Genomic DNA, 24,255 nt, shown 5'->3' on the forward strand with positions numbered 1-24,255 from the left:
CCTGATGATCAAAGTCCTGGCCGCCGCGCGCCAACATTCAGGCCAATATAGCACAGCCACCTGGCGTGCCCTGCAACCATTTCCATGCGAATTTACGCGAGGTGGGGCGCCTGCAGCCGCCGGCGCGCCTGCGCCAGCTGTTCGCCGTCCATGCGCGACGCAGCCGTTTTCAAATACCGCTCGGCGGCGCCGAAACCGCCGCGTTCCGCCATCGCCAGCCATAACCACGCCTGCGCGACGTCGGCCCGCACGCCCTGCCCAACCAGATACATCAGGCCGAGATTGAACTGCGCGCGCAAATGTCCCTGGCCGGCCGCCTGCGCATACCAGTGGTGGGCCTGCGCGTAATCCTGCGGCATGCCCTGGCCATTGTCGTAGCGCAGGCCGAGCGCGAACTGCGCCAGGGTATGCCCCTGCGCCGCCGCCTTCGCATACCAGCCGTTGGCCTGCGCGCAATCCGGCTGCGGCCCCTCGTCGTTGTCGAACAAGAGCGCGAGGTTGTACTGCGCCGCCGCGTAATCCTGTTCGGCCGCGCGCCGGTACCACAGCATCGCCTTGCGCAGGTCCTGCGGCACGCCGCGTCCCGTTTCGTAGCGCAGGCCCAGATCGAACTGCGCCCGCAGGTGGCCCTGGTCGGCCGCCTTGCGATACCAGAAAATCGCTTCCTGATGGTCCATCGGCACGCCGTGGCCGGCGTCGTACAACAGGCCCAGATGATACTGCGCGCCGGGATAACCCTGCTCGGCCGCCTTGCGGTACCAGGCCTGCGCCTGGTCGTAATCCTGCGGCACGCCCTGGCCGTGATCGTAGCGCAGCCCCAGATTGTTCTGCGCCCCGGCGTGGCCCTGCTCGGCCGCCTTGCGGTACCAGTCCAGCGCCTTCTGCTCGTCGCGCGGCACGCCCTGGCCGTTGTCGTAGATCAGACCCAGATTGAACTGCGAGCTGGCGTGGTCCTGTTCCGCCGCGCGACGGTACCACAGGATCGCCTTCTGGCTGTCCTGCGCGATGCCGTCGCCCTTGTCGAAGCGCAGCGCCAGATTGAATTGCGCCGGCGCGTAACCCTGGTCGGCCGCCTTGCGGTACCACGACATCGCCTGGCCGACATCCTGCGCCACGCCCTGGCCGTTGTCGTAGCGCAGACCAAGGTTGAACTGAGCGCGCGCATAGCCCTGCTCCGCCGCCTTGCGGTACCAGGCGATGGCCTGCCTGAAATCCTGCGGCACGCCCTTGCCGGTGTCGTACATCATGCCCAGATTGTTTTGCGCGCCGGCGTCGCCCTGCTCGGCGGCCTTGCTGAACCAGTGCATGGCTTGCTGCGTGTCCGCCTCCAGGCCCTGGCCCTTGGCGTACAGCCAACCCAGGTTGTACTGGGCGGCGGCGTAGCCCTGCTCGGCCGCCAGCTTGTACCACGCCGCCGCTTCCTCGTAATTCTGCTCGACGCCCTGGCCCTTCTGGAACATCACGCCCAGGTTGTACTGCGCGTGCTCCAGTCCCTGCATCGCCGCCTGGCGATACCAGACCACCGCCAGCTCGAAGCTTTGCGCCACGCCCTGGCCGTTGAAGTACATAAAGCCCAGGCTATGCTGGGCGTTGGCGATACCACGTTCGGCTTGCTGCTTCACGCGCAGGAATTCGGCTGTGTGGGTGCCGCCTTGATTGGCATCGGGTCCGTCAGGCGTGTATTTCGTCATACTGCTTCACTGATTGTTCAAGCCTGGATTGCGACCATGGCCGGTTGGGTGTCTGTGTTCGGCGCCTTGTTGGCGTTGGTGGCGCTGGACGGCAGCGAGGAAGCGGCCGACAAGCGGTTCTGGTCTTGCAGCACGTCGATGAAACTGAGCAGCGAGATCGGGCGATGGTAGAAATAGCCCTGCATCGTGGTGCAGCCGTTGGCCTGCAGGTAGCGCGATTGCACGTCGGTCTCCACGCCTTCGGCCACCAGGTGCAGGCCCAGGCCGCGCGCGATCGAGATGATCGCCAGGATCACCGGATAGTGGCCGTTCTCGTCGTGGATCTCCTTGACGAACGACTGGTCGATCTTGATGGTGTGGATCGGGAAGCGGTGCAGGTACGACAGCGACGAATAGCCGGTGCCGAAATCGTCGATCGCCACCGACACGCCCAGTTGGCAAAGCTTGTTCAACTGTTCGATCGCGTACTGCGGATTGCGGATGCAGATGTTCTCGGTGATCTCCACTTCGATCTGCGCCGGCGAAATGCCGTAGCGCGTCAGCGCGCCGCGCATCTTCTCGAAGAAGTCGCCCCGGTCCAGGTATTGCGGCGACAGGTTCAGCGACAAGCGGATCGACTCGCCGCCGGCGGCGTTCCACTGCAGCAGATCGCGGCACAAGGCGCCCAGCATCCAGTCGGAGATCGGCAGCATCAAGCCGTTTTCCTCGGCGAACGGCAGGAACTCGCCGGCCGACAGCAGCCCGCGCTGCGGATGATTCCAGCGCATCAAGCCCTCGGCGCCGATGATGCGGCCGGTGGCGACGTCGAGCTGCGGCTGGTAGTACATTTCCAGCTCGTTGAGCTCCAGCGCCTTGCGCAGGCTTTGCTCGAGCGCGATCTTCTGGTGCGACACGTCGAGCATCGAGTCGTGATAGAAGCTGTGGCCATTCTTGCCCAGCGCCTTGACCTGGTACATGGCGATGTCGGCATGGCGCAGCAGCTCGTCGATGGTCTCGCCGTCGTTCGGATAAATGGCGATGCCGATCGAGGCGGAGATGTGCACCTGGTGCCCATCGAGGTCGAACGGCTCGTGCAGGCTCTCAAGGAACTTGTCGGCGATGGCCTTGGCGTCCTGGCGGTCGCGCAGCTCCGGCAGCACGATGGTGAATTCGTCGCCGCCCTGGCGCGCCAGCGTGTCACCCCGGCGCAGGCAGGTTTTCAGGCGCTGCGACACCTGCTGCAGCAGCTCGTCGCCCTTGACGTGGCCCAGCGTATCGTTGACCAGCTTGAAGCGGTCAAGGTCGATGAACATCACCGCCAGCTCGGTCAGCTTACGTTTGGCCTGGATCACGGCGAGGCCCAGGCGGTCCTTGAACAGCATGCGGTTAGGCAGGTCGGTCAGGATGTCGTGGTAGGCCTGGTAGGAGATCACTTCCTCCGCGCGCTTGCGGTCCGTGATGTCGCGCGCGACGCCGTAGGTGCCGAAGAATTCGTGCTTCTTCACGCTGTGATCGGGGACATGCATGCCGATCGCGTTGAGCGAAATCGTCATCAAGGTGTTGTTGAAGGTGCGCTCGATGCCGCCGCCGGTATTGCACTTGAGGCGCAGTTCGACGTTGCGCGAGGCCCGCTCGTCGACGCGGCGCTCGTTGAAGGCGTAGCGGGCGCGCTCCTGGTCCTCGTCGTGCACCAGGATCGAGTAGTGCTTGCCGATCAGTTCTTCGCGGGTGAAGCCGAGCAGCTGCTGCACACGGTCGTTGATGAAGGTGAACTTGCCTTCGTGGTTCAGCGTATAGATGATGTCCGGCGAGCTGTCGACCAGGTAGCGGTACATCTTCTCCGAGTTTTCCAGCTTGGAGGCGATGCGCTCGTTGTCGACCGCCAGGCGGCGCTTTTGCAGCGCATTCTCCACGGTCTTGAGCAGCTCCTCGCGGCTATAGGGCTTGCGCAGGTAGTCGTAGGCGCCGCGTTTAAGCGCGCCGATGGCGGCGTCGATGCCGACCTCCCCGCTCATGACAATGACGTCGCCGTCGATGCCCTTGGCGTTGATGAAGTCCATGATCTCGTGGCCGCTCATGTCGGGCAGGCGCAGGTCGAGCAGGATCAGGTCGAATTTCAGTTTGGTCAGCTGGGCCAGCGCCTCGCTGCCGCAGGTCGCGGTCACCAGATGGTAGTCGCGGTCGCGCAGCAGCTCGTACAACGACGACAGCAGGCGCGGTTCGTCGTCCACCAGCAGGATGCGGGGCCAATTATCGGCGGCGTGGACGACGGGGGTGGGGTCGTCCGAACTCGTTTCTAGGGCGGCGTAGCCGGCGGGAGTCAGGTTCATCATGGCCTTAAACTGAATCCATCAACCGCGTTTGCACGCCGCCGACGGGACTGGAACTGCTACGCGCGGGCAGCAAAATTTCGAAAGTGGTTCCCGCTTTGCCGGAACGGCAGGTGATCAGACCCTGCATCTTCTTCACCAGGCCGTGGACGATGGACAGGCCCAGGCCATGGTGCGGGCCTTCCTTGGTGCTGCGCACCTGGGAGAACAGGTTGGCCAGCACGTCGGCCGACAGCCCCGGGCCGGTGTCGCCGATGACCAGCTCCAGATACAGCTTGCGCTCGCGGTTGACGTGGCCGCGGTTGGCGATTTCGATCTTGCCCCCGTCGGGCATGGCCTCGACCGCGTTTTTGATCAGGTTCACCAGGATCTGCTTGAGCAGGTCGGCGTCGCCCTCGATGTCGGCCGGCTCCTCCTGCATGCGCACGACGATCTGCACCGACGCCGGCACGAAGTCGGTGGCGCGGAACAGGCGCAGCACGTCGTCGACCACGCGCGCGACATCGGTGGCGTGGCTGGTTTCGGTCGGCTGCAGATCGGCCAGGCCGTTGATCAACTGTCCGACGCGGTCGATCTCCTCGTTCAGGATCGACATCTCGCCGACCACCGGCTCGCGCCTGGCCAGTTTACTGTCCAGGACCGACAGGTAGTTCTTGATGATCGACAGCGGGTTGTTCACCTCATGCACCACGCGGCGCGACGCTTCGCGGTACTCTTCGGCGACGTGGGCGATCTGACGCTTGGCGTGACCGCGCTCGCTGATGGCCGTCTCCAGTGCGGCAGCGGCCTGGGTGCCGAACGACTGCAGGAAGCGCGCGCGCTTCTGGTAACTGGCCATCTGCCAGGCCGGCGCGCCGCCGATCAGCACACCGAGACAGCGCTGGTTGGCCACCAGCGGCAGACATACCATGCTTTCGGTGCCGAGGATGCGGAACAACTGGTCCTCGGCCACGCTCAATGGCGGTTGCAACTGGCCGTCGCGGCTGATGATGGCCAGCTTGCGTTCCAGCGCGCACGCCGCCACCACGCCGCCCTTGTTGAGCGGGATGATGAATTCGGAAAAACGCTGCTGCTGGTCGCCGGTGGCGGTGCCGTGCAGCGCGTGGCCGGTCGGGTTCTCCAGCAGCACCAGCGCGTTCTCGAAATCGAACAGGATGCGCGCCGAACGCGTCATCGATTCGAGCAGTCCCGCCTCGCCGTTCTGGCGCGCGAAGGACTGGCCCATCTCGGACACCAGCACCATGTTGCGCACTTCCTCGGACAGTCGCTGCTGCACCGGATCGACCACCGGCGGCGCGTAGGCGGCCGGCACCGGCACGTCGTCGACGCCGGCCAGGTCGATGCCCAGGTAATCGGCCGACTTTTCCACCTGGCGGGCGGCGTTGTTGACGATCTGCTCGAGCAGTTCGCCATCGAGTCCGCACAGATAGGCGCCGTTTTCGATCGCCTCGTGCTGGTCGTCGTGGCAGCACAGCAGGTGCGCCAGGCGCACGATGCGGATCAGCGGATGCGACGACTCCAGGCGCGCCAGCGGCTCGTGGTGATACAGCACGCTGTCGGCCAGGAAGGAGTCCAGCTGCCAGCGCTCGATCAGCCAGGCGCCCGCTTCCGAGTGCGTGATCTGCAAGGTGCGCTGCTCGACGGCGCACAGGTCCTCGTCGTCGCGCGCCATGAAGTTAAAGCCGTATTCCTTGGGCGCTGCCGCCAGCAGCGCCAGGCGGCCGACGTTGTGCAGCAGGCCGGCCAGGTAGGCTTCCTCAACGTGCGGGTATTCCATCTTGCGGGCGATGTCGCGCGCGATGACGGCGGTCGTCAGCGAGCCTTTCCAGAAGCCGCGCAAATCGGTGCTGCCGGAATGGGGGAAGCTGTTAAAGGTCTGGAACACCGATTCGCTGATCACCAGGGTCTTGATCATGTCGGTGCCGAGCGACACCAGCGACTGCTCCAGGCCCACCGTGCGGGCGTTGCGGTGGAAGGCCGAGCTGTTGGCGACGGTGAGGATCTTGCTGGTCATCGCCGCGTCCTTGGCGATCAATGCGGCGAGCTCCGGCATGCCGGCGTCATCCGCCTGCAAGTGCTCGATCAACTTAATGAGTATCTGCGGCATGGCCGGCAGACGGGCAATCAGCAATCGATTGCGAATGTCATGGTCAGGTTGATGCATCGTATCCAGCTTTGCCGCCAGTGGTCGTCGAATAAGGAGAAGGTACTCAACGGCTCAGTACCGCAAAATAGTTATTTTTTCATCAGTATTTCAGGCAGGTTCGACGCTTGAAATTACGTTTGGAAAAGTTATATTAGCATAAAGTATCATGATAACTTGGCAGCTATCAAGCAGATATCGATCTTTCACTTTAAACTAATTCAATTTCCTACCGTAAACAAGTGTTAACCTGGATGGCGTAGAAGCATGCGCCGGTAATGGCGCGACGTCAACCATAAAACGAGAGCAGAGGCACTAAAAGCCAGCTGTCCTGCGGCTAACCACAGCACCGAGTGTGCTAGAAACGGCGCGATGACGCCCGCCACCAGCGCCCCGAGCATGGTCAGCGCGAACGATTGGCACGAGGCCACCGTGCCCCGGATGTGCGGGAACAGGTCCATCGCCAGCAGGGTGGCGGCGGGCGCCACGACCGACATGCCGAAGTTGTAAAAAAGCAGCGGAGCGACCGACCAGGGCAGCGCCGGCGGGAAAAAGAGGTGGTACAAAACGTTCAGCACCGGGGCCGCGATCAGGAAACAGAAGCCGATGCCGATCTGTCGCGAAAATGTCATTTTCCCGGCCATGCGGTTGGCCGCCAGCGCGCCCAGGAAGATCCCGGACACCGCCGGAATGAACAGCCAGCCGAATTGCGACGGCCCCAGGCCGAGGTGCTGGGGCAGGAATTCCGGCGCCGCCGCGATATACACAAACAGGCCGGCGAAGTTGAGCGCCACCACGCCGGACTTCATGAGGAACAGCGGCGAGCGCAGGATGTCGCCGTAATTGCGCGCCAGGTAGCGCGGGTTGAACGGCTGGCGCTTGTGCGGCGGCAGCGTCTCCGGCAGGCGCCGGTAGCAGTAGATGAACAGCAGGATGGTGTAGGCCAGCAGCGACAGGAAGATCGCCCGCCAGTCGAACAGGGTGACGATCCAGCCGCCGAGGATGGGCGCGACGGCCGGCGCGATCGAGAAGATCATCGTCACCAGCGACAGCAGGCGCGCGGCGGCGGCATCGTCATACAGGTCGCGGATGATGGCGCGCCCCACCACCACCCCGGCGCCGGCCGACACGCCCTGCATGACGCGGAACACCCACAGGTAATGCACCGTGTGCGCGGAGGCGCAGCCCAGCGTGCCGATGGCGAACATCACCAGCGACACCAGCACCACGTTGCGGCGCCCGAAGGCGTCCGCCAGCGCACCGTGCCACAGCACCATGGCGGCGAAGGCCAGCATGTAGAACGTCAGGCTTTGCTGCACTTCGAGCGGGGTGGCGCCCAGCGAGGCCTGGATGTTGGGGAAGGCCGGCAGGTAGGCGTCGATCGAGAAGGGTCCCAGCATCGACATCGCGGCCAGCATGGTCGCCAGTCCCGCCGCGCTGAGCACTTTCATGTGCGACGGCGGCGGCGGGGGGATGTCCTCGACAGGATCGGGCGGGAGATTGGCGGGAGGTGTCGGGAACATCGTTGGGGCCTTTTCTAGACTTTTTAGACTTCTTTGGGCTTTGCCGCTTCGCGGCGGTTGAAGCCCGCCACCATATCGAAGCGGAACAGGCGACATTCGAGCGCACCGTTGAAGAACGGCGTCTTGCGCGATTCCTTCAGGCGCAGCATCTTCGGCAGCCCCAGGTCGGCAGTGAACAGGAACACGGTCCAGCCGGCGAAACGCTGCTTGAGCGTGGTGCTTAGCGCCGAATAGAAACCGCTGGCCAGTTCGTCTTCCGGCAGCGAACTGTCGCCGCGCACGCCGATACGCTCGCCGTACGGAGGATTGGTCAGCAGGATGCCCGGGTGCTCGGTCGGCGCCTTCACTTCCTGCGCCTCGATCTGCTTGAGCGGCACGTCGAACATGATGCCGGCGCACTTCAGGTTATGGCGGGTCATGGCCACCATGTCGCCCGAAATGTCGGAGCCGAAGATGGTCGGCGATGCCGGCAGCGGATTGGCCTTGATGGAATTCTTCATGTCGTTCCACGGCGCCGGATCGAAGTCGTTGAAGGCCTCGAAGGCGAAACGGCGGCGCGCGCCCGGCGGAATGCCCTGCACCATCTGCGCCGCTTCGCACAGGATGGTGCCGGAGCCGCACATCGGGTCGAACAGCGGCATGCCCGGCTTCCAGCCCGACACGCGCAGCAGGCCGGCGGCCAGGTTCTCGCGCAGCGGCGCGTCGCCGGTTTCCTCGCGCCAGCCGCGCTTGAACAGCGCCTCGCCCGAGGTGTCCAGGTAGATGATGAACTGGCGCGCGTCGAGGAAGCCGACGATGCGCATGTCCGGTTCCTTGGTGTCGACCGAAGGACGTTTGTCGAACTGGTCGCGGAAGCGGTCGCAGATCGCGTCCTTGATCTTCAGGGTGGTGAACTCCAGGCTTTTCAGCGGCGATTTGACGGCGGTGACATCGACGCGGATCGTATGGTCGTAGGTGAACCAGTCTTCCCACTGCTGCGCCAGCACCAGGTCGTAGATGTCGTTTTCGTTCTGGTAGCCGGTGACGGCCATGCGCATCAGCACGCGCGAAGCGATGCGCGAGTGCAGGTTGATGCGGTAGGAGTCCAGCAGGTCGCCGGAGCAGTGCACGCCGCCCGGGACCTGATTGTGCACCTTCATGGTGGTGCTCAGGAGGGCGATTTCGCCCAGTTCTTCGGCCAGTGCCGCTTCCATGCCGCGCGGGCATGGGCAAAAATAGGATGCCATAGGTGTACCTTTTGTCCGTTGAAAAACCAAAAACCGGTGCTACTTTACTTCGTTACTGCTTTACTTCTGCATTGCCCGCTCGAGGAAGTCCAGGCGGTCCTGGCCCCAGAAGCTTTCTCCATCGAGCACATACCACGGCGAGCCGAATACATTGGCTGCGGTGGCGTCCTCGGTGTTGCGGTCGTACTCGGCCTGCACGCTGGCCGTCTCCGACGATTTGATCAGCGCGCGGCCATCGAGGTCGCAGCCGCCGGCGATCTGCGCCAAGGTGTCCTCGTCGCCGATGTTTTTCTCTTCGGCCCACAGTCCGCGCATGATGGCGCCGGCCAGTTCCAGCGCGACGTCGACGCCGTGCGTCAGGCGCGCGGCGATCACCATGCGGTTGGCCAGGTCGGGCGACACCGGGAAGAACTTCGGCTGCACGTTCATCGGCACGCCGAGGAACGCCGACCAGCGGGTCAGCTCGACCAGGCGGTAGGCCTGGCGCTGCGGCGCGCGCTTGGCCAGCGGCAGGCCGCCGGAGACGCCGAACACCTTACCCAGGTCGAAGGGGCGCACCTCGATCTGCACCGCGTGCTGGCGCGCCAGCGCGACAAAGCGCTCATGCCCCAGATAGGTCCACGGCGAATGAATGGCGAAAAAATACTGACAGACTTTGCTCATGACGCTCCAATCAGAACGGTTTGACGACAACCAGGATGACGATGGCCAACAACATGAACACCGGTACTTCATTAAACACGCGGAACCACTTGTGGCTGCGCGTGTTGACGCCTTTTTCGAACTTCTTCAGGATCGAACCGCAGGCGTGGTGATAGCCGACCACCAGCACCACCAGCAGCAGCTTGGCGTGCATCCAGCCCGGCATTTTTGCGCCGTACTGCATGTAGACCAGGATCGCGCCGAACACCACCGCGAACACCGACAACCACATCGAAAAACGGTACAACTTGCGCGCCATGAGCGTCAGGCGCTCGGTGGTGGCGGCGTTGGTCTCCATCGCCAGGTTGACGAAGATGCGCGGCAGGTAGAACACGCCGGCCATCCAGCAGATGACGAAGAAAATGTGCAGCGCCTTAATCCAGAGCATAACTATCCTTTATTGACGAACTTCACCGTGACCGAATACCACGTATTTCAACGACGTTAAACCTTCCAGCCCGACCGGGCCGCGCGCGTGCAGCTTGTCGTTCGAGATGCCGATTTCGGCGCCCAGGCCGTATTCGAAGCCGTCCGCAAAGCGCGTCGAGGCGTTGATCATCACCGACGCCGAATCGACTTCGCGCAGGAAGCGCATGGCGTCGCTGTGGTCCTCGGTGACGATCGATTCGGTGTGCTTGGACGAGTACTGGTTGATGTGCTCCATCGCCTGGTCGATGCCGTCGACGATTTTCACCGACAGGATCGCTGCAAGGTACTCGGTCGACCAGTCCTCCTCGGTGGCGGCCACCAGGTGCGGATAGCCGGCCGCAGACAGGATCGCCAGCGCTTCGGGATCGGCGCGCAGTTCGACTTCCCTGGTGGCGTACAGCGCCGCCAGTTGCGGCAGCACCGTCGGCGCGATCGCGCGCGCGACCAGCAGGGTTTCCATCGTGTTGCAGGTGCCGTAGCGGTGGCACTTGGCGTTGAAGCCGATGTCCACCGCCTTCTTCAAGTCGGCCTTGGCGTCGATGTAGACGTGGCAGATGCCGTCCAGGTGTTTGATCATCGGCACGGTCGCCTCTTCCATCAGGCGCGCGATCAGGCCCTTGCCGCCGCGCGGCACGATCACGTCCACATACTGCGGCATGGTGATCAGCGCGCCAACGGCGGCGCGGTCGGTGGTGTCGACCACCTGCACGCCGTCCTCGGGCAGGCCGGCGCCGGCCAGGCCTTCCTTGACCAGCTTTGCCAGCGCGCGGTTGCAGTGGATCGCTTCCGAGCCGCCGCGCAGGATGGTGGCGTTGCCGCTCTTGATGCACAGCCCCGCCGCGTCGACGGTGACGTTGGGCCGCGATTCGTAGATGATGCCGATCACGCCCAGCGGCACGCGCATCTGGCCGACCTGGATGCCCGACGGACGGAATTTCAAACCGGAGATCTCGCCGATCGGATCGGGCAACGCGACGATCTGGCGCAGGCCTTCGACCATCGTGGCGATGGCCTTGTCCGACAGCGCCAGGCGGTCCAGCATAGCCGGCGCCAGGCCGTTGGCGGCCGCCGCGTCCATATCCAGCTGATTGGCCGCGCGCAGCTGGTCGGCGTCGCGTTCGATGGCGTCGGCGATCAGCGTCAGCGCGCGGTTGCGCGTGGCGCTGTCGGCACGGGCCATCGCGCGCGATGCCTTGCGCGCCTGCTGGCCCAGTTGCTCCATGTAGTGCTTGATATCCATGTTCATCCCACGATGTTCACTGCGTTCTTAAACTTCAGCCGCGCGCCACTTTCAATGCCAGCTGCAGCATGGCGTCCCAGGCGTCGCCATTGTGCGCCTTGGCGCGCAAGCCCTTGATCATCTTGTCCACCTGCGCCGCGTCCTTCATCGCCGCCTCCAGCGTCGGCAGCGAAATGCGGCGCAGCGCCGGGTCCATCATGCGCTCTTTCGGCCCCCAGATGCGGTATTCCTTGAGCAGCGCGCCGAGCGGCCTGCCCTGCGCCATGCCCGACTTCAGTTTCAATAGCGTGCGGATCTCCTCCGACACCGCCCACAGCACCAGCGGCAGCGCCTCGCCCTCCCCTTTCAGCCCTTCGAGCATGCGCACCAGCCGCGCTGGGTCACCCGACAACATCGCCTCACTGAGCTTGAAGACGTCGTAGCGCGCCACGTTGAGCACCGCGTCGTGCACCTGCTCGTAGGTCAGCTTGCCCGGCTCGTGCAACAGGGCCAGCTTCTGGATCTCCTGGTGCGCCGCCAGCAGGTTGCCCTCGACGCGGTCGGCGATGAAGTCGACGCTTTGCCGGTCCGCGCTTTGCCCTTGCGCGGCGAGGCGCTGGCCGATCCAGTTGGGCAAATGCGCCCGTTCGATCTGCGCGATGTCGATATACACCGCCGCCTGCTGCAGCGCGGCCACCCAGGCCGCCTTCTGCGTCTGCCAATCCAGCTTGGGCAGGGTGATCAGGGTCAGGTTGTCCGGACTCAGATCCTTGACATAGTTCTGCAGCGCCGCGCCGCCATCCTTGCCGGGTTTTCCGGTCGGGATGCGCAGCTCGATCAGCTTCTTATCGCCGAACAGCGACAGCGCCTGATTGGCCGCCAGCAGCTCGCCCCACTTGAAGCTGCGCTCGACGGTCAGCACGTCGCGCTCCGAATAGCCCTGCGCGCGCGCTGCGCGGCGGATCTTGTCGGCCGCCTCCAGCGCCAGCAGATGCTCGTCGCTGGTGATGACGTACAGCTGGGACAACGACTTCGTCAAATGGCCGTCCAGCGCTTCCAACCGCAATTGCATAGAAGCGCCCTTACAGGATCGGCACGGCCGGTGCCGACTGGGTCGGCGCCGGGTTTGGCGTCGATGCGGGCACCGACATGCGCGTCGTTTTGATGGCGGCGATACGGCGCATCATCTGCTGCACCAGGTCGGTCTGCATGTCCTTGTACAGCAGGGCCTCTTCCTGCTCCTTGGCCAGCAACTGGGTTTCGTTGAAGTCGATCGGGCGGCTCAGCGCGATCGACGTCGGCGGCAGCAGCACGGCGCCCTGCTTGTCCAGCACGCGGAATACGATACTGTACTGAAGCAGGTACTGGCGCACGCGGCCATTGTTGTTCAGCGACAGGATGGTCTTGGTCTTGGTGTGCTCCGGATTGGAGAGCACCTCGACGATGCCGTCGGCCTCTTTCGCCGTCTTGACGACGATGGTGCTGCCGTTGGCGTTGATGTTGCGCTTCAAATCGACCGCCAGCGGCGACGACTCGGGCAGTCCCACATACATCGTCGGGAACGGCAGCGTGTAATGGCCGCCGTCGCCGCGCAGGTGGAAGCCGCACGCCGACACCGTCATCGACACCGCCAGCACTAGCCCACACAGGCGCGCGCGCTGGAACAACCGGGACCTGCTTGCCATGTTAGTCATCCGAGATCCGTCCGCTAATCTATTAAACAACGATGTTGATCAATTTGCCCGGCACGACGATGATCTTCTTCGGCGTGCCCTCGATGAACTTCTGTACCGCTTCGCTGGCCAGCGCCGCCGCCTCGATGCTGGCCTTGTCGGCGCCCTTGGCGACGACCACGCTGCCGCGCAGCTTGCCGTTCACCTGGATCATCATCTCGATCTCGGCCTGCTCCAGCGCGGCCGGGTCGACCTGCGGCCACTGCGCGTTAAGGATGTCGCCGTGCGCCTTGGCGTAGCCCAGTTCCTCCCACAGCACGTGGGTGATGTGCGGTGCGACGGGGTTCAGCAAGCGCAGGAAGATCGAGAAGCCCTCGGCCACCAGCGCGTTCGATTCGGCGCTGTCGTCCAGCTTTGCCGATTCGATCGTGTTGAGCATCTTCATGCACGCCGAAACGACGGTGTTGTACTGGATGCGCTTGAGGTCATAGTCGGCCTGCTGCAGGATCTTGTGCAGTTCGCGGCGCAGGGTTTTCTGCGGCTCGGTGGCCACCGGCGCCGGCGCGGCGTTCAATGCCGACTCAATGCGCGCGGCCTGCGCGTAGCCGAACGCCCACACGCGGCGCAGGAAGCGGTTGGCGCCTTCGACGCCGCTGCCCGACCATTCCAGCGTCTGTTCCGGCGGCGAGGCGAACATCGTGAACAGGCGCGCGGTGTCGGCGCCGTACTGGCCGATCTGCGCGGCCGGATCGATGCCGTTGTTCTTCGATTTCGACATCTTCTCGGTGCCGCCGATCTGCACCGGCTGGCCGTCGTCCTTCGACACGGCGCCTTGCGGACGACCCTTGTCGTCCAGCGTCACTTCGACGTCGCCCGGATTGAACCAGGTCTTCTTGCCCGCGTCGTCTTCGCGGAAGTAGGTCTCGTTCAGCACCATGCCCTGCGTGAGCAGGTTGGTGAACGGCTCGTCGAACTTGACGATGCCGAAGTCGCGCATCACCTTGGTCCAGAAGCGCGCATACAGCAAGTGCAGCACGGCGTGCTCGATGCCGCCGATGTACTGGTCCATCGGCATCCAGTAATCGTTGCGCTCATCGACCATGGATTCGTTCGCGCCCGGCGACGTATAGCGCATGTAGTACCACGACGAATCGACGAAGGTGTCCATCGTATCGGTCTCGCGGCGCGCGGGCTTGCCGCACTGCGGGCAGTCGCACTTGAGGAAGGCTTCGTATTTGTTCAGCGGATTGCCGCTGCCGTCCGGTACGCAGTCTTCCGGCAGCACCACCGGCAGGTCTTTTTCCGGCACCGGCACCGAGCCGCAATCGGCGCAGTTGATCATCGGGATCGGCGTGCCCCAGTAGCGCTGGCGCGAGATGCCCCAGTCGCGCAGGCGGAAGGTGATCTTCTTCTCGCCCAGGCCCTTGGCGGCCATGTCGGCGGCCACCGCCTCGACCGCGTCGGCGTAGGTCAGGCCGTCGTACTTGCCCGAGTTGGTGACCACGGAGACGGCCTTGTCGCCATACCATTCCTGCCACGCGTCGGTGGAGAACTCCTGGCCCTCGACCTGGATCACCTGCTTGATCGGCAGGTTGTATTTTTTGGCGAAGGCGAAATCGCGCTCGTCGTGCGCCGGCACGCCCATGACGGCGCCGTCGCCGTAGGTGATCAAGACGTAGTTGCCGACCCAGACCTCGACCTGCTCGCCGGTCAGCGGATGGGTGACGAACAGGCCGGTCGGCATGCCCTTCTTCTCCATCGTCGCCATGTCGGCCTCGATCACCGAGCCCAGTTTGCACTCGGCGTTGAACGCGGCCAGTTCAGGGTTGGTCTGCGCGGCGTGGATCGCCAGCGGATGCTCGGCCGCCACGGCGCAGAAGGTCACGCCCATGATGGTGTCCGGACGGGTGGTGAAGACGTACATCTTGCCGTCGCCGATCAGCGCGCCCGAGGCGTCCTTGATCTCGTGCGGGAAGGCGAAGCGCACGCCGGTCGATTTGCCGATCCAGTTGGCCTGCATGGTGCGCACGCGCTCCGGCCAGCCCGGCAGCTTGCTGTCGACGTGTTCGAGCAGCTCGTCGGCGTAGTCGGTGATGCGGGCGTAGTACATCGGGATCTCGCGCTTTTCGATCAGCGCGCCCGAACGCCAGCCGCGGCCGTCGATGACCTGCTCGTTGGCCAGCACGGTCTGGTCGATCGGGTCCCAGTTCACGGTGCCGGTCTTTTTGTAGATGATGCCTTTTTCGAGCATCTTCAGGAACATCCACTGGTTCCACTTGTAGTATTCCGGTTTGCAGGCGGTCATTTCGCGCGACCAGTCGATCGCCAGGCCCATGGACTCCATCTGCTCGCGCATGTGGGCGATATTCGAATAGGTCCATTGCGCCGGCGGCACGTTGTTGGCCATCGCCGCGTTCTCCGCCGGCATGCCGAACGCGTCCCAGCCCATCGGCATGAGCACGTTGTAGCCGTTCATGCGCAGGTAGCGGTACATCACGTCGTTGATCGTATAGTTGCGGACGTGGCCCATGTGCAGCTTGCCCGACGGGTAAGGCAGCATCGAGCAGGCGTAGTACTTCCCTTTCGGGAAACGCGGGTCGTGCTCGACGGCTTTATAGGCGTCGATGGCCTTCCAGTGGGATTGCGCGGCTGATTCTACGTCGGCGGGACTATATTTATCTTGCATGATGGTGTGCGGCCAAAAAGGAATATGAACCGGACATTATACTGGCTCAACCGCCTCCAGCGCACGAGAGTGGCCCCCGCGAGGCCCATTGAGAGGGTTTCGCTGACACTGCCGATGTGTCAATATGATGTTTTCGTCATCTTAGGGAGACTAGTACCATGATCAAAGGACTGCGCACGTTGGTTTATCCGGTGGCCGATCTGGCGGCCGCCAAGGATTGGTACGCGAAGGTGTTCGACACCGCGCCCTACTTCGACCAGCCCTTTTATGTCGGCTTTAGCGTCGGCGGCTTTGAATTGGGCCTGATCCCGAGCGACAAGTTCACCGCCGCCAAGGCCGGCGGCATGGTGTACTGGGGCGTCGACGACATCCAGGCGGAAGCCGACCGGATCGTGGCGCTGGGCGCGACCGTCGAAGGCGCCATTGAAGATGTCGGCGAAAACATCAAAACGGTCGAGTTGGCCGACCCGTTCGGCAATTTGTTGTGCCTGATTTACAACCCGCATTTCGACCTGAAAGAGGTACGCTAACCCATCGGGTTGGCGGTTTGTGGCAAACTACGCCCCTTCAAAAAGAAAGAGGTAGTCCATGTCCCGCCGTAACGCCAATATGATCAAGTCGCCCGAACAAATCGTCATGGCGCGCGTCGCCGCCCAGCTGGCGGCCGACGTGCTGACGATGATCGGCCCGCACATCAAGCCGGGCGTGACGACGGCCTACCTCGACCAGCTGTGCAACGACTACATCGTCAATGTGCAGAAGGTGATCCCGGCCAACGTCGGCTACGGCGGCTTCCCGGCCACCGTGTGTAGCTCGATCAACCACGTGGTCTGCCACGGCATCCCTTCGCCCGAGGAAGTGCTGAAGGACGGCGACATCATCAATATCGACGTCGCCGTCATCAAGGATGGCTGGCACGGCGACACCAGCCGCATGTACTACGTCGGCGAGCCGTCGAAGGCGGCGCGCAAGCTGGTCGAGACCACCTACGCGGCGATGTGGGCCGGCATCCGCGCCGTCAAGCCGCGCGCGACCTTGGGCGATGTCGGTTTCGCGATCCAGACGGTGGCCGAGAAGGCCGGCTTCAGCGTGGTGCTCGATTATTGCGGCCACGGTATCGGCCAGGTCTACCACGAGGAACCGCAGGTGACCCATTACGGCCGTCCGGGCCAGGGCGTGGTCCTTAAGCCGGGCATGCTGTTTACGATCGAACCGATGATCAACGCCGGCCGCGCGGCCACGAAGGAACTGGACGACGGCTGGACCGTCGAGACGCGCGACAAATCGCTGTCGGCGCAATGGGAGCATATGGTGCTGGTGACCGAGACCGGGTTCGAGGTGTTGACCCTGGCGCCCGGCGAGACCGGCGCCAAGGCGCAGATCCCGATCGCGGGTTGAGTTTTAACCCCGGGCCACACCGGGGTCGGACCCGTTGGGTCCGACCCCATACCCGCGACTGCGGCGCCGTTCGCGCCTGGCGGTGCGGGTTTACTTCAACGTCAGCTTCAAGGCCGGCTTCTCGCCGTAATCTTCATACCGCTCGTTGATGCCGGCCACGCAGTACGTCACCTCTTCCAGGATATCCGGCGCGGCGGTTTTCAGCGCCCCGGCGTCCTTGACGACGATCTCCAGCACCTCGTTCGGCTTGAGGCGGAATTTGCTCATGCCGTCTTCATCGCGCAAATAGCTCAGGCAATCGACCCAAGCATCCATCGTCGCGCCATACGTGTCGGGAAAGCCCATCGCCGCCTTGCAGGCCGCGTGGAAGCTCGCCATGTCGGTGATCGCCGCGCCGTTCAATTCTGCGGTTGCCATTATTTCTTCTCTACTTTCTTCGGATCCGTGACGAACCCCAGTTTCGTTAATCCGTTGGTCTGCGCCGCCGCCATCACCTGCGCCACCACTTCGTAGCGGGTGTCCTTGTCGGCGCGCAGTTGCAGCTCCGGCTGCGGGTCCTGCCTGGCCGCTTCGACCAGGCGCGCCTCCAGCGCCTCCCGTTCGAGCGGCTCGTTGTTCCAGAAGATCTTGCCCTTGCCGTCGATGGCCAAAGTGACGGTGGCCGCCTCGGCCTGCTGCTGGCTGGTGGGCGCCTGCGCCTTCGGCAGGTCGAGCTTGACCGCGCTGGTGAACATCGGCGCGCCCAGGATGAAAATCACCAGCAGCACCAGCATCACGTCGACCATCGGCGTGACGTTGATGTCGGCCATCGGTCCCGGCTGGCGGTGGTGGTTGAAGGCGCCAAAGCTCATGCTTGCTCCCGGCTCAAATACAACGTGTAGGTTACCGGCCGGCGCGCGCGCCGGTGGTCAGATAGGCGTGCAGGTCGTGCGCGAACGCGTCCAGCTCCGCCAGGGTCAGGCGGTTGACGCGGTTGAACGCGTTAAACGCCAGCACCGCCGGAATCGCCACCGTCAGGCCGATCGCGGTCATGACCAGCGCCTCGCCCACCGGGCCGGCCACTTTGTCGATCTGCACGGTGCCGTTGGCCGAGACATTGGCCAGCGCGTGGTAGATGCCCCAGACGGTGCCCAGCAGGCCGACGAACGGCGCGGTCGCGCCGATCGACGCCAGCACGGTCAGGCCGCCTTCGAGGCGGTTGGTCGAGCGCTGGATCGCCACCCGCAGCACGCGCGTCACTTGCGCGGCGCGGTCCATCTCGCCGCCCAGCGACCGCCGCTCGGCCACTTTGATCTGCGCGGCGCCCTGCTGCGCCAGCGGCAGGTAGATTTTTTCCGGGTCGGCCAGCTCCAGCGTGGCCACGCCGTCCTGCATCGTCGGCGCGTCCCAGAAGGCTTGCACGGCAGGGGAGCTGCGGCGCACGCGCCAGGCCGCGAAGGCCTTCGACAGGATGAAGAACCAGCTCACCAGCGACATCGCCAGCAGCACGAACGCCACCGCGTGGCTGATGCCGTCGCCCTGCTCCCAGTAATGGGCCAGGGTGAACTGGTTGGCGACGGCGGGCGTCATCCGTTCAGCGACAGCACGTCATACATGTCGAACAAGCCGGTCGGCTTGTCGGCCAGGAAGCGGCAGGCGCGCAGCGCGCCTTGCGCGTAGGTCGCGCGGCTGCTCGATTTGTGGCTGATTTCGATGCGCTCGCCGATGCCGGCGAACAGCACGGTGTGGTCGCCGACGATGTCGCCGCCACGGATGGTGGCAAAGCCGATCGACGATGGATCGCGCTCGCCGGTGACGCCTTCGCGCGCGTAGACGGCGCACTCCTTCAGGTCGCGGCCCATGGCGCCGGCAATCACTTCGCCCATCTTCAGCGCGGTGCCGGACGGGGCATCGACCTTGAAGCGGTGGTGCGCCTCGATCACTTCGATGTCGTAGCCGGTCGACAGCGCCTTGGCGGCCTGCTCGAGCAGCTTCATGGTGACGTTGACGCCGACGCTGAAGTTGGGCGAAAACACGATCGCGGTTTTTTTGGCCGCCTCGGCGATGGCGGCCTTGCCGGCGTCGTCGAACCCGGTGGTGCCGATGATGACTTTGATGCCGTGCTCGGCGCAGTAGGCCAGGTGCTCCAGCGTGCCTTCAGGACGCGTGAAGTCGATCAGGTACTGGGCGCCGGCCAGGCCTTGCGCCAAGTCCGACTGCACCAGCACGCCGCCCGGCTTGCCGAGGAAGGCGGCGGCATCGCCGCCGACGCCGGCCGAACCGGCGCGGCCAAGGGCGCCGGCCAGGCGCGCGTCCGGCGCGTTCTCGACGGCTTCGATCAGGATGCGGCCCATGCGGCCACTGACGCCGGCGATGGCGATATTCATTGCGGTCATGCGTGCTTCCTTATTTGTTCTGGTTGCCCACCGTCACACCAACCGGCGCGGGCGCGGCGTTGTCGCTGCCCGAGTTGGTCGGCGGCGGCACGCTCGACGCCGGCTTGTTGTCGGGCGCGTCCGGATTTTTCTTGATTTTCGGCGCCGGGCCGGCGATGCGGGCGATGTATTCTTTTTCGGTCGGCAGGTTGCCGCCTTCCCAGCGCGCCACCTTGCCGTCGTTGTCGAAGAAGACGATGACGCGGCTGGTGGTCACTTCGCCGTTGCCCTTGGCCATGCGGAACGCGTAGTCCCAGCGGTTGGCGTGGAACGGATCGGTCAGCAGCGCGGTGCCGAAGATGAAGCGGACCTGTTCGCGCGTCATGCCGACTTTCAACTGCGCCAACATTTCCTCGGATACAAAGTTGCCTTGCTGGATATCAGGACGGTATGGAGAAAAGAACCACATGAACTTTTGCAGCGGCGTGATGGTGGTCGTTTGCGCGCCCTTGCTGGCGTCCAGGGTGATCCCGGTTTCCTTGACCTGGTTCGATTTCTCGCCCAGGGTGGTGTTGGAAGCACAGCCGCCGGCGGCCAGCGCGACGCAGACGGCGCCTGCGAGCAACGGAGCACGGCGGGTAAAACGGTGCGACAAAGACTGCAGTAAAGCCGGGGTGACGCGCATAAATGTCCTCAATCTGGTCGAGCGGAAATGCCGAAAAACGCTATATCATAAAGCACATGCCGAGCACATGGTGCGAGATGGGGCCGCGCGGGCGCGCGAAGTGACAGCATTATCCTGTAAAACCGGGGATATGTCCTTGTTTTGCAAGGCGCAAGTGTAAATGTTTGCAAACGCCGGCCGGGCCGCGATGTCCCAATAAGATGGCAGCAATGAGTGCGGTGGCGGGCGGAGTGCGTTAAACTGTCGGCTAGCTATCGCCAACCAGAATAAGAGTGTCCAACATGGGTAACAATCCAACCGATCTGAAGGCCAGCGGCCTCAAAGCCACCCTGCCTCGCCTTAAAATCCTGGACATCTTCCAGAACAGCGACGTGCGCCACCTGACGGCAGAGGATGTCTACAAGATCCTGCTGGCCGACAATATGGACGTCGGCCTGGCCACCGTCTACCGGGTGCTGACCCAGTTCGAGCAGGCCGGCCTGCTGAACCGCAACCACTTTGAAACCGGCAAGGCCATCTTCGAGCTCAACGAGGGTTCCCACCACGACCACCTGGTGTGCCTGGACTGCGGCCGGGTCGAGGAATTCTTCGACGAAGCGATCGAAACGCGCCAGCAGATGGTCGCCCAGGAGCGCGGTTTCAAGATCGCCGAGCACGCGCTGGCGATTTATGGCAATTGCATCAAGACGGCCTGCCCGCACCGGCCTTGAATGTATGCGCCCCGGCGGCGCATACACTCAACCCGGTACGGCGGGGCCGTACCCCGCACGGGGTACGACCCCAAGCTGCACGCCGTGCGGGTTAAAACTAATTGTGGCTTAACGCATTCGATAACAGCTTGGCCGTGATATCGACGATCGGTATCACGCGCTCATAGGCCATGCGGGTCGGGCCGATCACCCCCAGGGTGCCGACAATCTTGCCGTTGGCCATGTACGGCGCGGTCACCACGCTCATCTCGTCCATCGGCACCAGGCTCGATTCTCCACCGATATAAATCTGCACGCCGCTGGCCTTGCTCGACACGTCGAGCAGCTGCATCAAGCCGGTCTTTTGCTCGAACATATCGAACATCTGCCGCAAGGACGTCATGTTCGACGACAAATCGCTCACCGACAGCAGGTTGCGCTCGCCGGCGATGACCATGTCGTCCGAGTTGTCCGCCATCGCCTCGCTGCCCGCCTCCACCGCCGCCTGCATCAGCCGGCCCATGTCGTCGCGCAACTGGCGCACCTCCGTCTGCAAGCGCGTATGCACCTCGTCGAAGGCCAGGCCGCCATAGTTCTGGTTGATGTAGTTGGCCGATTGGATCAGCTGCGTGGGGCTGTAGTCGACGTCGGTGAGCAGCAGGCGGTTTTGCACGTCGCCGGTGGGGCCGACGATCACCAGCAGGATGCGCTTTTCGCCCAGCCGCAGGAATTCGATCTGCTGGAACACCGATTCGCGGCGCGGGCTGAGCACCACGCCGGCGAACTGCGACAGCGACGACAGCATCTGCGCCGCGTTGGAAATCATTTTCTGCGGCTGCGGCGCCTGCAGGCGCATGCGGCCCTCGACCGATTGCTCGTCGAGATGTTGCACCGTCAGCAAGGTGTCGACAAAGATGCGGTAGCCGCGCGGCGTCGGCACCCGGCCGGCCGAGGTGTGCGGGCTGGCGACATAGCCGAGCTCCTCGAGGTCGGCCATGATGTTGCGGATCGTCGCCGGCGACAGGTCCAGCCCGGAAATCTTGGAAAGCGCGCGCGAGCCGACCGGCTGGCCGTCCGCGATATAGCGTTCCACCAGGGCTTTGAGCAGGGTTTGAGCGCGTGTGTCGAGTTGCATACTGTATATCTTATTTGCCGAGAGTTGCCGTGTTTATCTATTATGCACGCTCCGCGCCGGCCGGGGGCTGTCGTGTGACATCAATGCCCCAGTTGTTGCCTCACCCAGGCCAGCAGCGCGTGGAAATCGGCGCAAATCGCGTCAGGCACGATGCCGGCGTCGAGGTGGGCGGTGCTGCCGGTGCGGTTCATCCACACCGCCCGCATGCCCACCGACTGCGCGCCGCGCACGTCCAGGCGCAGGTCGTCGCCGACGTAGACGGCGTCGGCCGGCGCCACGCCCATCGCCTCGCAGGCGGCCATGAAGATGGACGGGTCGGGCTTGGCGCGGCCGAAGCGGGCCGAGGCCAGCGCCACCTCGAAATGGTGGTGCAGGCCGATGACTTCAAGGTCGGCGTTGCCGTTGGTGATCACGCCCAGCCGCAGCATGCCGCCCAGCTCGGCAAGCACGGGGGCGACGTCGTCGAACAGGGTGACGGCGTTGCGCAACACGTTGAAGTGTTCCATCGCGCCGTCGATGTGGGACGCGTCCTCGCCGGTCTCGGCAAATACGGCCTCGAGCGCGAGGCGGCGCAGGCGGTACAGGTCGGCCGTCAGCTCCGGCTGTTGTTCCAGCAGCGCCAGGCGCAGCGCGCGCAGCGCCTCGACCGAATACTTGCTCGTGACGGCCGGCGCGCGCTCGGCCAGCCACGCGTGCCAGCCGGTTTCGGCGGCCGCGATGACCGGGCCGATCGGCCACAGGGTATCGTCCAGATCGAACAGCAGGGCTTGCGGTGGGCGTCGTGTCATGGGCGGCGAAAAATGGAGTGGATTCCGGACTATTGTCGCACCGATCGCGCTCCGACCACACTCCGGTCGCGCGTCGCCTGGCGCCGCGCCCTAACAAGCTGTTACATCCATTGGGGTCACTGGTGTTACCAAATGCACTAAAATACGGGGCAAATCCGTGTAAGATGCTGCACCCGTGCGTGCTGCCGGCCCTATTCGTTTTGGAGAAGATTTTATGAAAAGTATGTATCCGCGTGCGGGCCTGGCCCTGCTGTGTGCCGCTGTCCTGAGCGCCTGCGGCGGCAATGGCAGTGGCAGCATGCTGCTGCAGGGCAGTATCAGCGGCTTGAACAAGTCCGGTTTGGTGCTGATCAACCGCCCGACCGGCGAAAAGATCACCATCGCGCCCAACGCCACCTCGTTCCAGTTCACCCGCCTGATCGCGGTCGACGAATCGTTCGACATTCAAATCGACACTCCGCCAAGCGGCGCGACGTGCAAACTGACCGATAACACCAACAAGGCCAACTCCTTCACCTCGTATCGGACGGTGGTCAGCTGCACCACCAATCCATGGGTGCTGAAGGGCAAAGTGCAGGGCCTGGCCGACGACGGCGTGGCCAGTACCAACGATGGCGTGACCCTGGCCAATGGCCCGGACACCGTGTACATCGCAGCGCCCGCGCCTGCGGCAGCCGGCGCCGAAGTACGGTTTTCCTTCGCCAACACGGTCGGCGAGGGTTCGCCTTATGGCGTGACCGTGCTGGCGCAGCCGTCCAACCGCACCTGCTCGGTCATCGCGCCCGTCACCGGCTCCGTGCCAGGCGCCGGCGTCATGCCGGCCGGCGATGACGACCGGCTGGTCGTCAACTGCGTCGCAAAATAAACACGCTGGCTCAATCTTTGGAGAATCACATGAAATTATCGTATCTGGGCGCCATCGTGGCGCTGAGCGCGGCGGCCCTGCTGGCCGGCTGCGGCGGCAAGGCACAATACACGGTGCAGGGCACGATCAACGGCCTGGCCACGCCCGGCCTGCAACTGAGCAACGGCGGCGAAACCATTTCCATCCCGGCAGGCGCCACCACTTTCGCGTTCCCGCGCCAGATCGGCTACGGCACCAGCTACGCCGTATCGTTCACCCAGCAGCCGGAACACATGGCCTGCCAGTTTGATACCATCAACACCGGTTCGGCCGGCCAGACGGTGGCGATTTCTGTGGCGATTTCGTGCGTGCGCAGGGCGTATTCGCTGGGCGGCCAGTTCAAGGGCCTGGTCCCGGTCCCGGCCGTTGGCACCACGGCCGCCGTACCGCGCACCGTAACCCTGCTGAACGGCTCGGCCGGCGGCCAGGTGACCCTGACCAGCCCGACCGACGGCAGCGGAACCGGCGATTTCGCCTTCCCGGTCGCCGTGGCGGACGGCCAGTCTTATGGCGTGACCATCCACCCGGACACCACCCTGAGCTCGGCCGACATCACCTGCACGGTGAAAAACGGCGTCGGCGTTATGGGCGAAGCGGCCGTCACCAATCTGCTGGTTGAGTGCAAGCCTAAATAAAAGCGGGAGCGGGAGACTTGAGATATTCACAGACCTGATGTTTGATATGTGAAAAATAAAGTGGCG

23 protein-coding genes are annotated in these 24,255 nt (G+C 64.0%); 5 read left to right on the plus strand and 18 right to left on the minus strand.

What is annotated here, in order from left to right:
• Window positions 1-92: 92 nt before the first annotated feature.
• The 11 genes from NHH73_29140 to leuS form a co-directional block, all read right to left on the minus strand.
• Window positions 93-1,691, minus strand: a complete 1,599-nt coding sequence (locus NHH73_29140; GenBank protein USX26570.1) for an SEL1-like repeat protein — start codon at window positions 1,689-1,691, stop codon at window positions 93-95.
• 17 nt (window positions 1,692-1,708) lie between these two features.
• The gene (locus NHH73_29145) at window positions 1,709-4,000 is read right to left on the minus strand and encodes an EAL domain-containing protein (protein ID USX29744.1); all 2,292 of its coding nucleotides are present in this window, start codon (window positions 3,998-4,000) and stop codon (window positions 1,709-1,711) included.
• A gap of 7 nt (window positions 4,001-4,007) precedes the next feature.
• The gene (locus tag NHH73_29150; GenBank protein ID USX26571.1) at window positions 4,008-6,164 is read right to left on the minus strand and encodes an HDOD domain-containing protein; all 2,157 of its coding nucleotides are present in this window, start codon (window positions 6,162-6,164) and stop codon (window positions 4,008-4,010) included.
• A gap of 224 nt (window positions 6,165-6,388) precedes the next feature.
• Complete coding sequence (locus NHH73_29155; GenBank protein USX26572.1) at window positions 6,389-7,666, minus strand: multidrug effflux MFS transporter; 1,278 nt, start codon at window positions 7,664-7,666, stop codon at window positions 6,389-6,391.
• A gap of 23 nt (window positions 7,667-7,689) precedes the next feature.
• The gene (locus NHH73_29160) at window positions 7,690-8,859 is read right to left on the minus strand and encodes a class I SAM-dependent RNA methyltransferase (GenBank protein ID USX29745.1); all 1,170 of its coding nucleotides are present in this window, start codon (window positions 8,857-8,859) and stop codon (window positions 7,690-7,692) included.
• Window positions 8,860-8,952: 93 nt separating this feature from the next.
• Window positions 8,953-9,555 (minus strand): 2-hydroxychromene-2-carboxylate isomerase, encoded by a 603-nt coding sequence (locus tag NHH73_29165; protein USX26573.1) that lies wholly within the window; start codon window positions 9,553-9,555, stop codon window positions 8,953-8,955.
• Window positions 9,556-9,565: 10 nt separating this feature from the next.
• Window positions 9,566-9,982: a CopD family protein gene (locus tag NHH73_29170; GenBank protein USX26574.1), complete on the minus strand. Its 417-nt coding sequence runs from the start codon at window positions 9,980-9,982 to the stop codon at window positions 9,566-9,568.
• Between the two features lie 9 nt (window positions 9,983-9,991).
• Window positions 9,992-11,263, minus strand: coding sequence for a glutamate-5-semialdehyde dehydrogenase (locus NHH73_29175; GenBank protein ID USX26575.1), 1,272 nt, complete (start codon window positions 11,261-11,263; stop codon window positions 9,992-9,994).
• A gap of 34 nt (window positions 11,264-11,297) precedes the next feature.
• Complete coding sequence (gene holA, locus NHH73_29180; protein ID USX26576.1) at window positions 11,298-12,314, minus strand: DNA polymerase III subunit delta; 1,017 nt, start codon at window positions 12,312-12,314, stop codon at window positions 11,298-11,300.
• Window positions 12,315-12,324: 10 nt separating this feature from the next.
• On the minus strand, window positions 12,325-12,927 hold the full coding sequence (gene lptE / locus NHH73_29185) for an LPS assembly lipoprotein LptE (protein ID USX26577.1): 603 nt from the start codon (window positions 12,925-12,927) through the stop codon (window positions 12,325-12,327).
• A 31-nt stretch (window positions 12,928-12,958) separates the two neighbouring features.
• A complete protein-coding gene (leuS, locus tag NHH73_29190; GenBank protein ID USX26578.1) occupies window positions 12,959-15,601 on the minus strand; it encodes a leucine--tRNA ligase in 2,643 nt (880 codons plus the stop codon).
• A gap of 158 nt (window positions 15,602-15,759) precedes the next feature.
• On the opposite strand from leuS, the gene NHH73_29195 reads away from it, so the two are divergent.
• Together NHH73_29195 and map are read left to right on the plus strand one after the other, a co-directional pair.
• Entirely contained in the window at window positions 15,760-16,131 is a 372-nt protein-coding gene (locus NHH73_29195; protein USX26579.1) for a VOC family protein, read from the plus strand.
• Between the two features lie 58 nt (window positions 16,132-16,189).
• On the plus strand, window positions 16,190-16,999 hold the full coding sequence (map, locus tag NHH73_29200) for a type I methionyl aminopeptidase (protein USX26580.1): 810 nt from the start codon (window positions 16,190-16,192) through the stop codon (window positions 16,997-16,999).
• Between the two features lie 90 nt (window positions 17,000-17,089).
• Here the strand turns inward: map and NHH73_29205 are convergent, their stop codons facing one another.
• The 5 genes from NHH73_29205 to NHH73_29225 are packed head-to-tail and all read right to left on the minus strand — an operon-like array spanning window position 17,090 to window position 20,038.
• Window positions 17,090-17,416, minus strand: coding sequence for a barstar family protein (locus NHH73_29205; protein ID USX26581.1), 327 nt, complete (start codon window positions 17,414-17,416; stop codon window positions 17,090-17,092).
• Window positions 17,416-17,850, minus strand: a complete 435-nt coding sequence (locus NHH73_29210; protein USX26582.1) for a biopolymer transporter ExbD — start codon at window positions 17,848-17,850, stop codon at window positions 17,416-17,418. Before NHH73_29210 ends, NHH73_29205 begins: the two co-directional genes overlap by 1 nt.
• A gap of 31 nt (window positions 17,851-17,881) precedes the next feature.
• Window positions 17,882-18,568, minus strand: a complete 687-nt coding sequence (locus NHH73_29215) for a MotA/TolQ/ExbB proton channel family protein (protein USX26583.1) — start codon at window positions 18,566-18,568, stop codon at window positions 17,882-17,884.
• Window positions 18,565-19,374 carry a 4-hydroxy-tetrahydrodipicolinate reductase gene (gene dapB, locus NHH73_29220; protein USX26584.1) on the minus strand — a complete coding sequence of 270 codons (810 nt, stop codon included), beginning with the start codon at window positions 19,372-19,374 and terminating at the stop codon, window positions 18,565-18,567. The genes NHH73_29215 and dapB overlap by 4 nt, the downstream gene beginning before the upstream one ends.
• A gap of 10 nt (window positions 19,375-19,384) precedes the next feature.
• Complete coding sequence (locus tag NHH73_29225; protein USX26585.1) at window positions 19,385-20,038, minus strand: outer membrane protein assembly factor BamE; 654 nt, start codon at window positions 20,036-20,038, stop codon at window positions 19,385-19,387.
• 281 nt (window positions 20,039-20,319) lie between these two features.
• Here NHH73_29225 and fur point away from each other — a divergent pair, with 281 nt between their 5' ends.
• The gene (gene fur / locus NHH73_29230) at window positions 20,320-20,748 is read left to right on the plus strand and encodes a ferric iron uptake transcriptional regulator (protein ID USX26586.1); all 429 of its coding nucleotides are present in this window, start codon (window positions 20,320-20,322) and stop codon (window positions 20,746-20,748) included.
• A gap of 97 nt (window positions 20,749-20,845) precedes the next feature.
• Here the strand turns inward: fur and hrcA are convergent, their stop codons facing one another.
• Complete coding sequence (gene hrcA / locus NHH73_29235; GenBank protein USX26587.1) at window positions 20,846-21,862, minus strand: heat-inducible transcriptional repressor HrcA; 1,017 nt, start codon at window positions 21,860-21,862, stop codon at window positions 20,846-20,848.
• Between the two features lie 80 nt (window positions 21,863-21,942).
• Window positions 21,943-22,650 carry an HAD family hydrolase gene (locus NHH73_29240; protein ID USX26588.1) on the minus strand — a complete coding sequence of 236 codons (708 nt, stop codon included), beginning with the start codon at window positions 22,648-22,650 and terminating at the stop codon, window positions 21,943-21,945.
• Between the two features lie 214 nt (window positions 22,651-22,864).
• Here NHH73_29240 and NHH73_29245 point away from each other — a divergent pair, with 214 nt between their 5' ends.
• Window positions 22,865-23,515 (plus strand): hypothetical protein, encoded by a 651-nt coding sequence (locus tag NHH73_29245; protein USX26589.1) that lies wholly within the window; start codon window positions 22,865-22,867, stop codon window positions 23,513-23,515.
• A gap of 29 nt (window positions 23,516-23,544) precedes the next feature.
• A complete protein-coding gene (locus NHH73_29250) occupies window positions 23,545-24,189 on the plus strand; it encodes a hypothetical protein (protein ID USX26590.1) in 645 nt (214 codons plus the stop codon).
• Window positions 24,190-24,255: the final 66 nt, after the last annotated feature.

The sequence above is a fragment of the Oxalobacteraceae bacterium OTU3CINTB1 genome (assembly GCA_024123955.1).
In the GTDB taxonomy this organism is placed as follows: domain Bacteria; phylum Pseudomonadota; class Gammaproteobacteria; order Burkholderiales; family Burkholderiaceae_D; genus Rugamonas.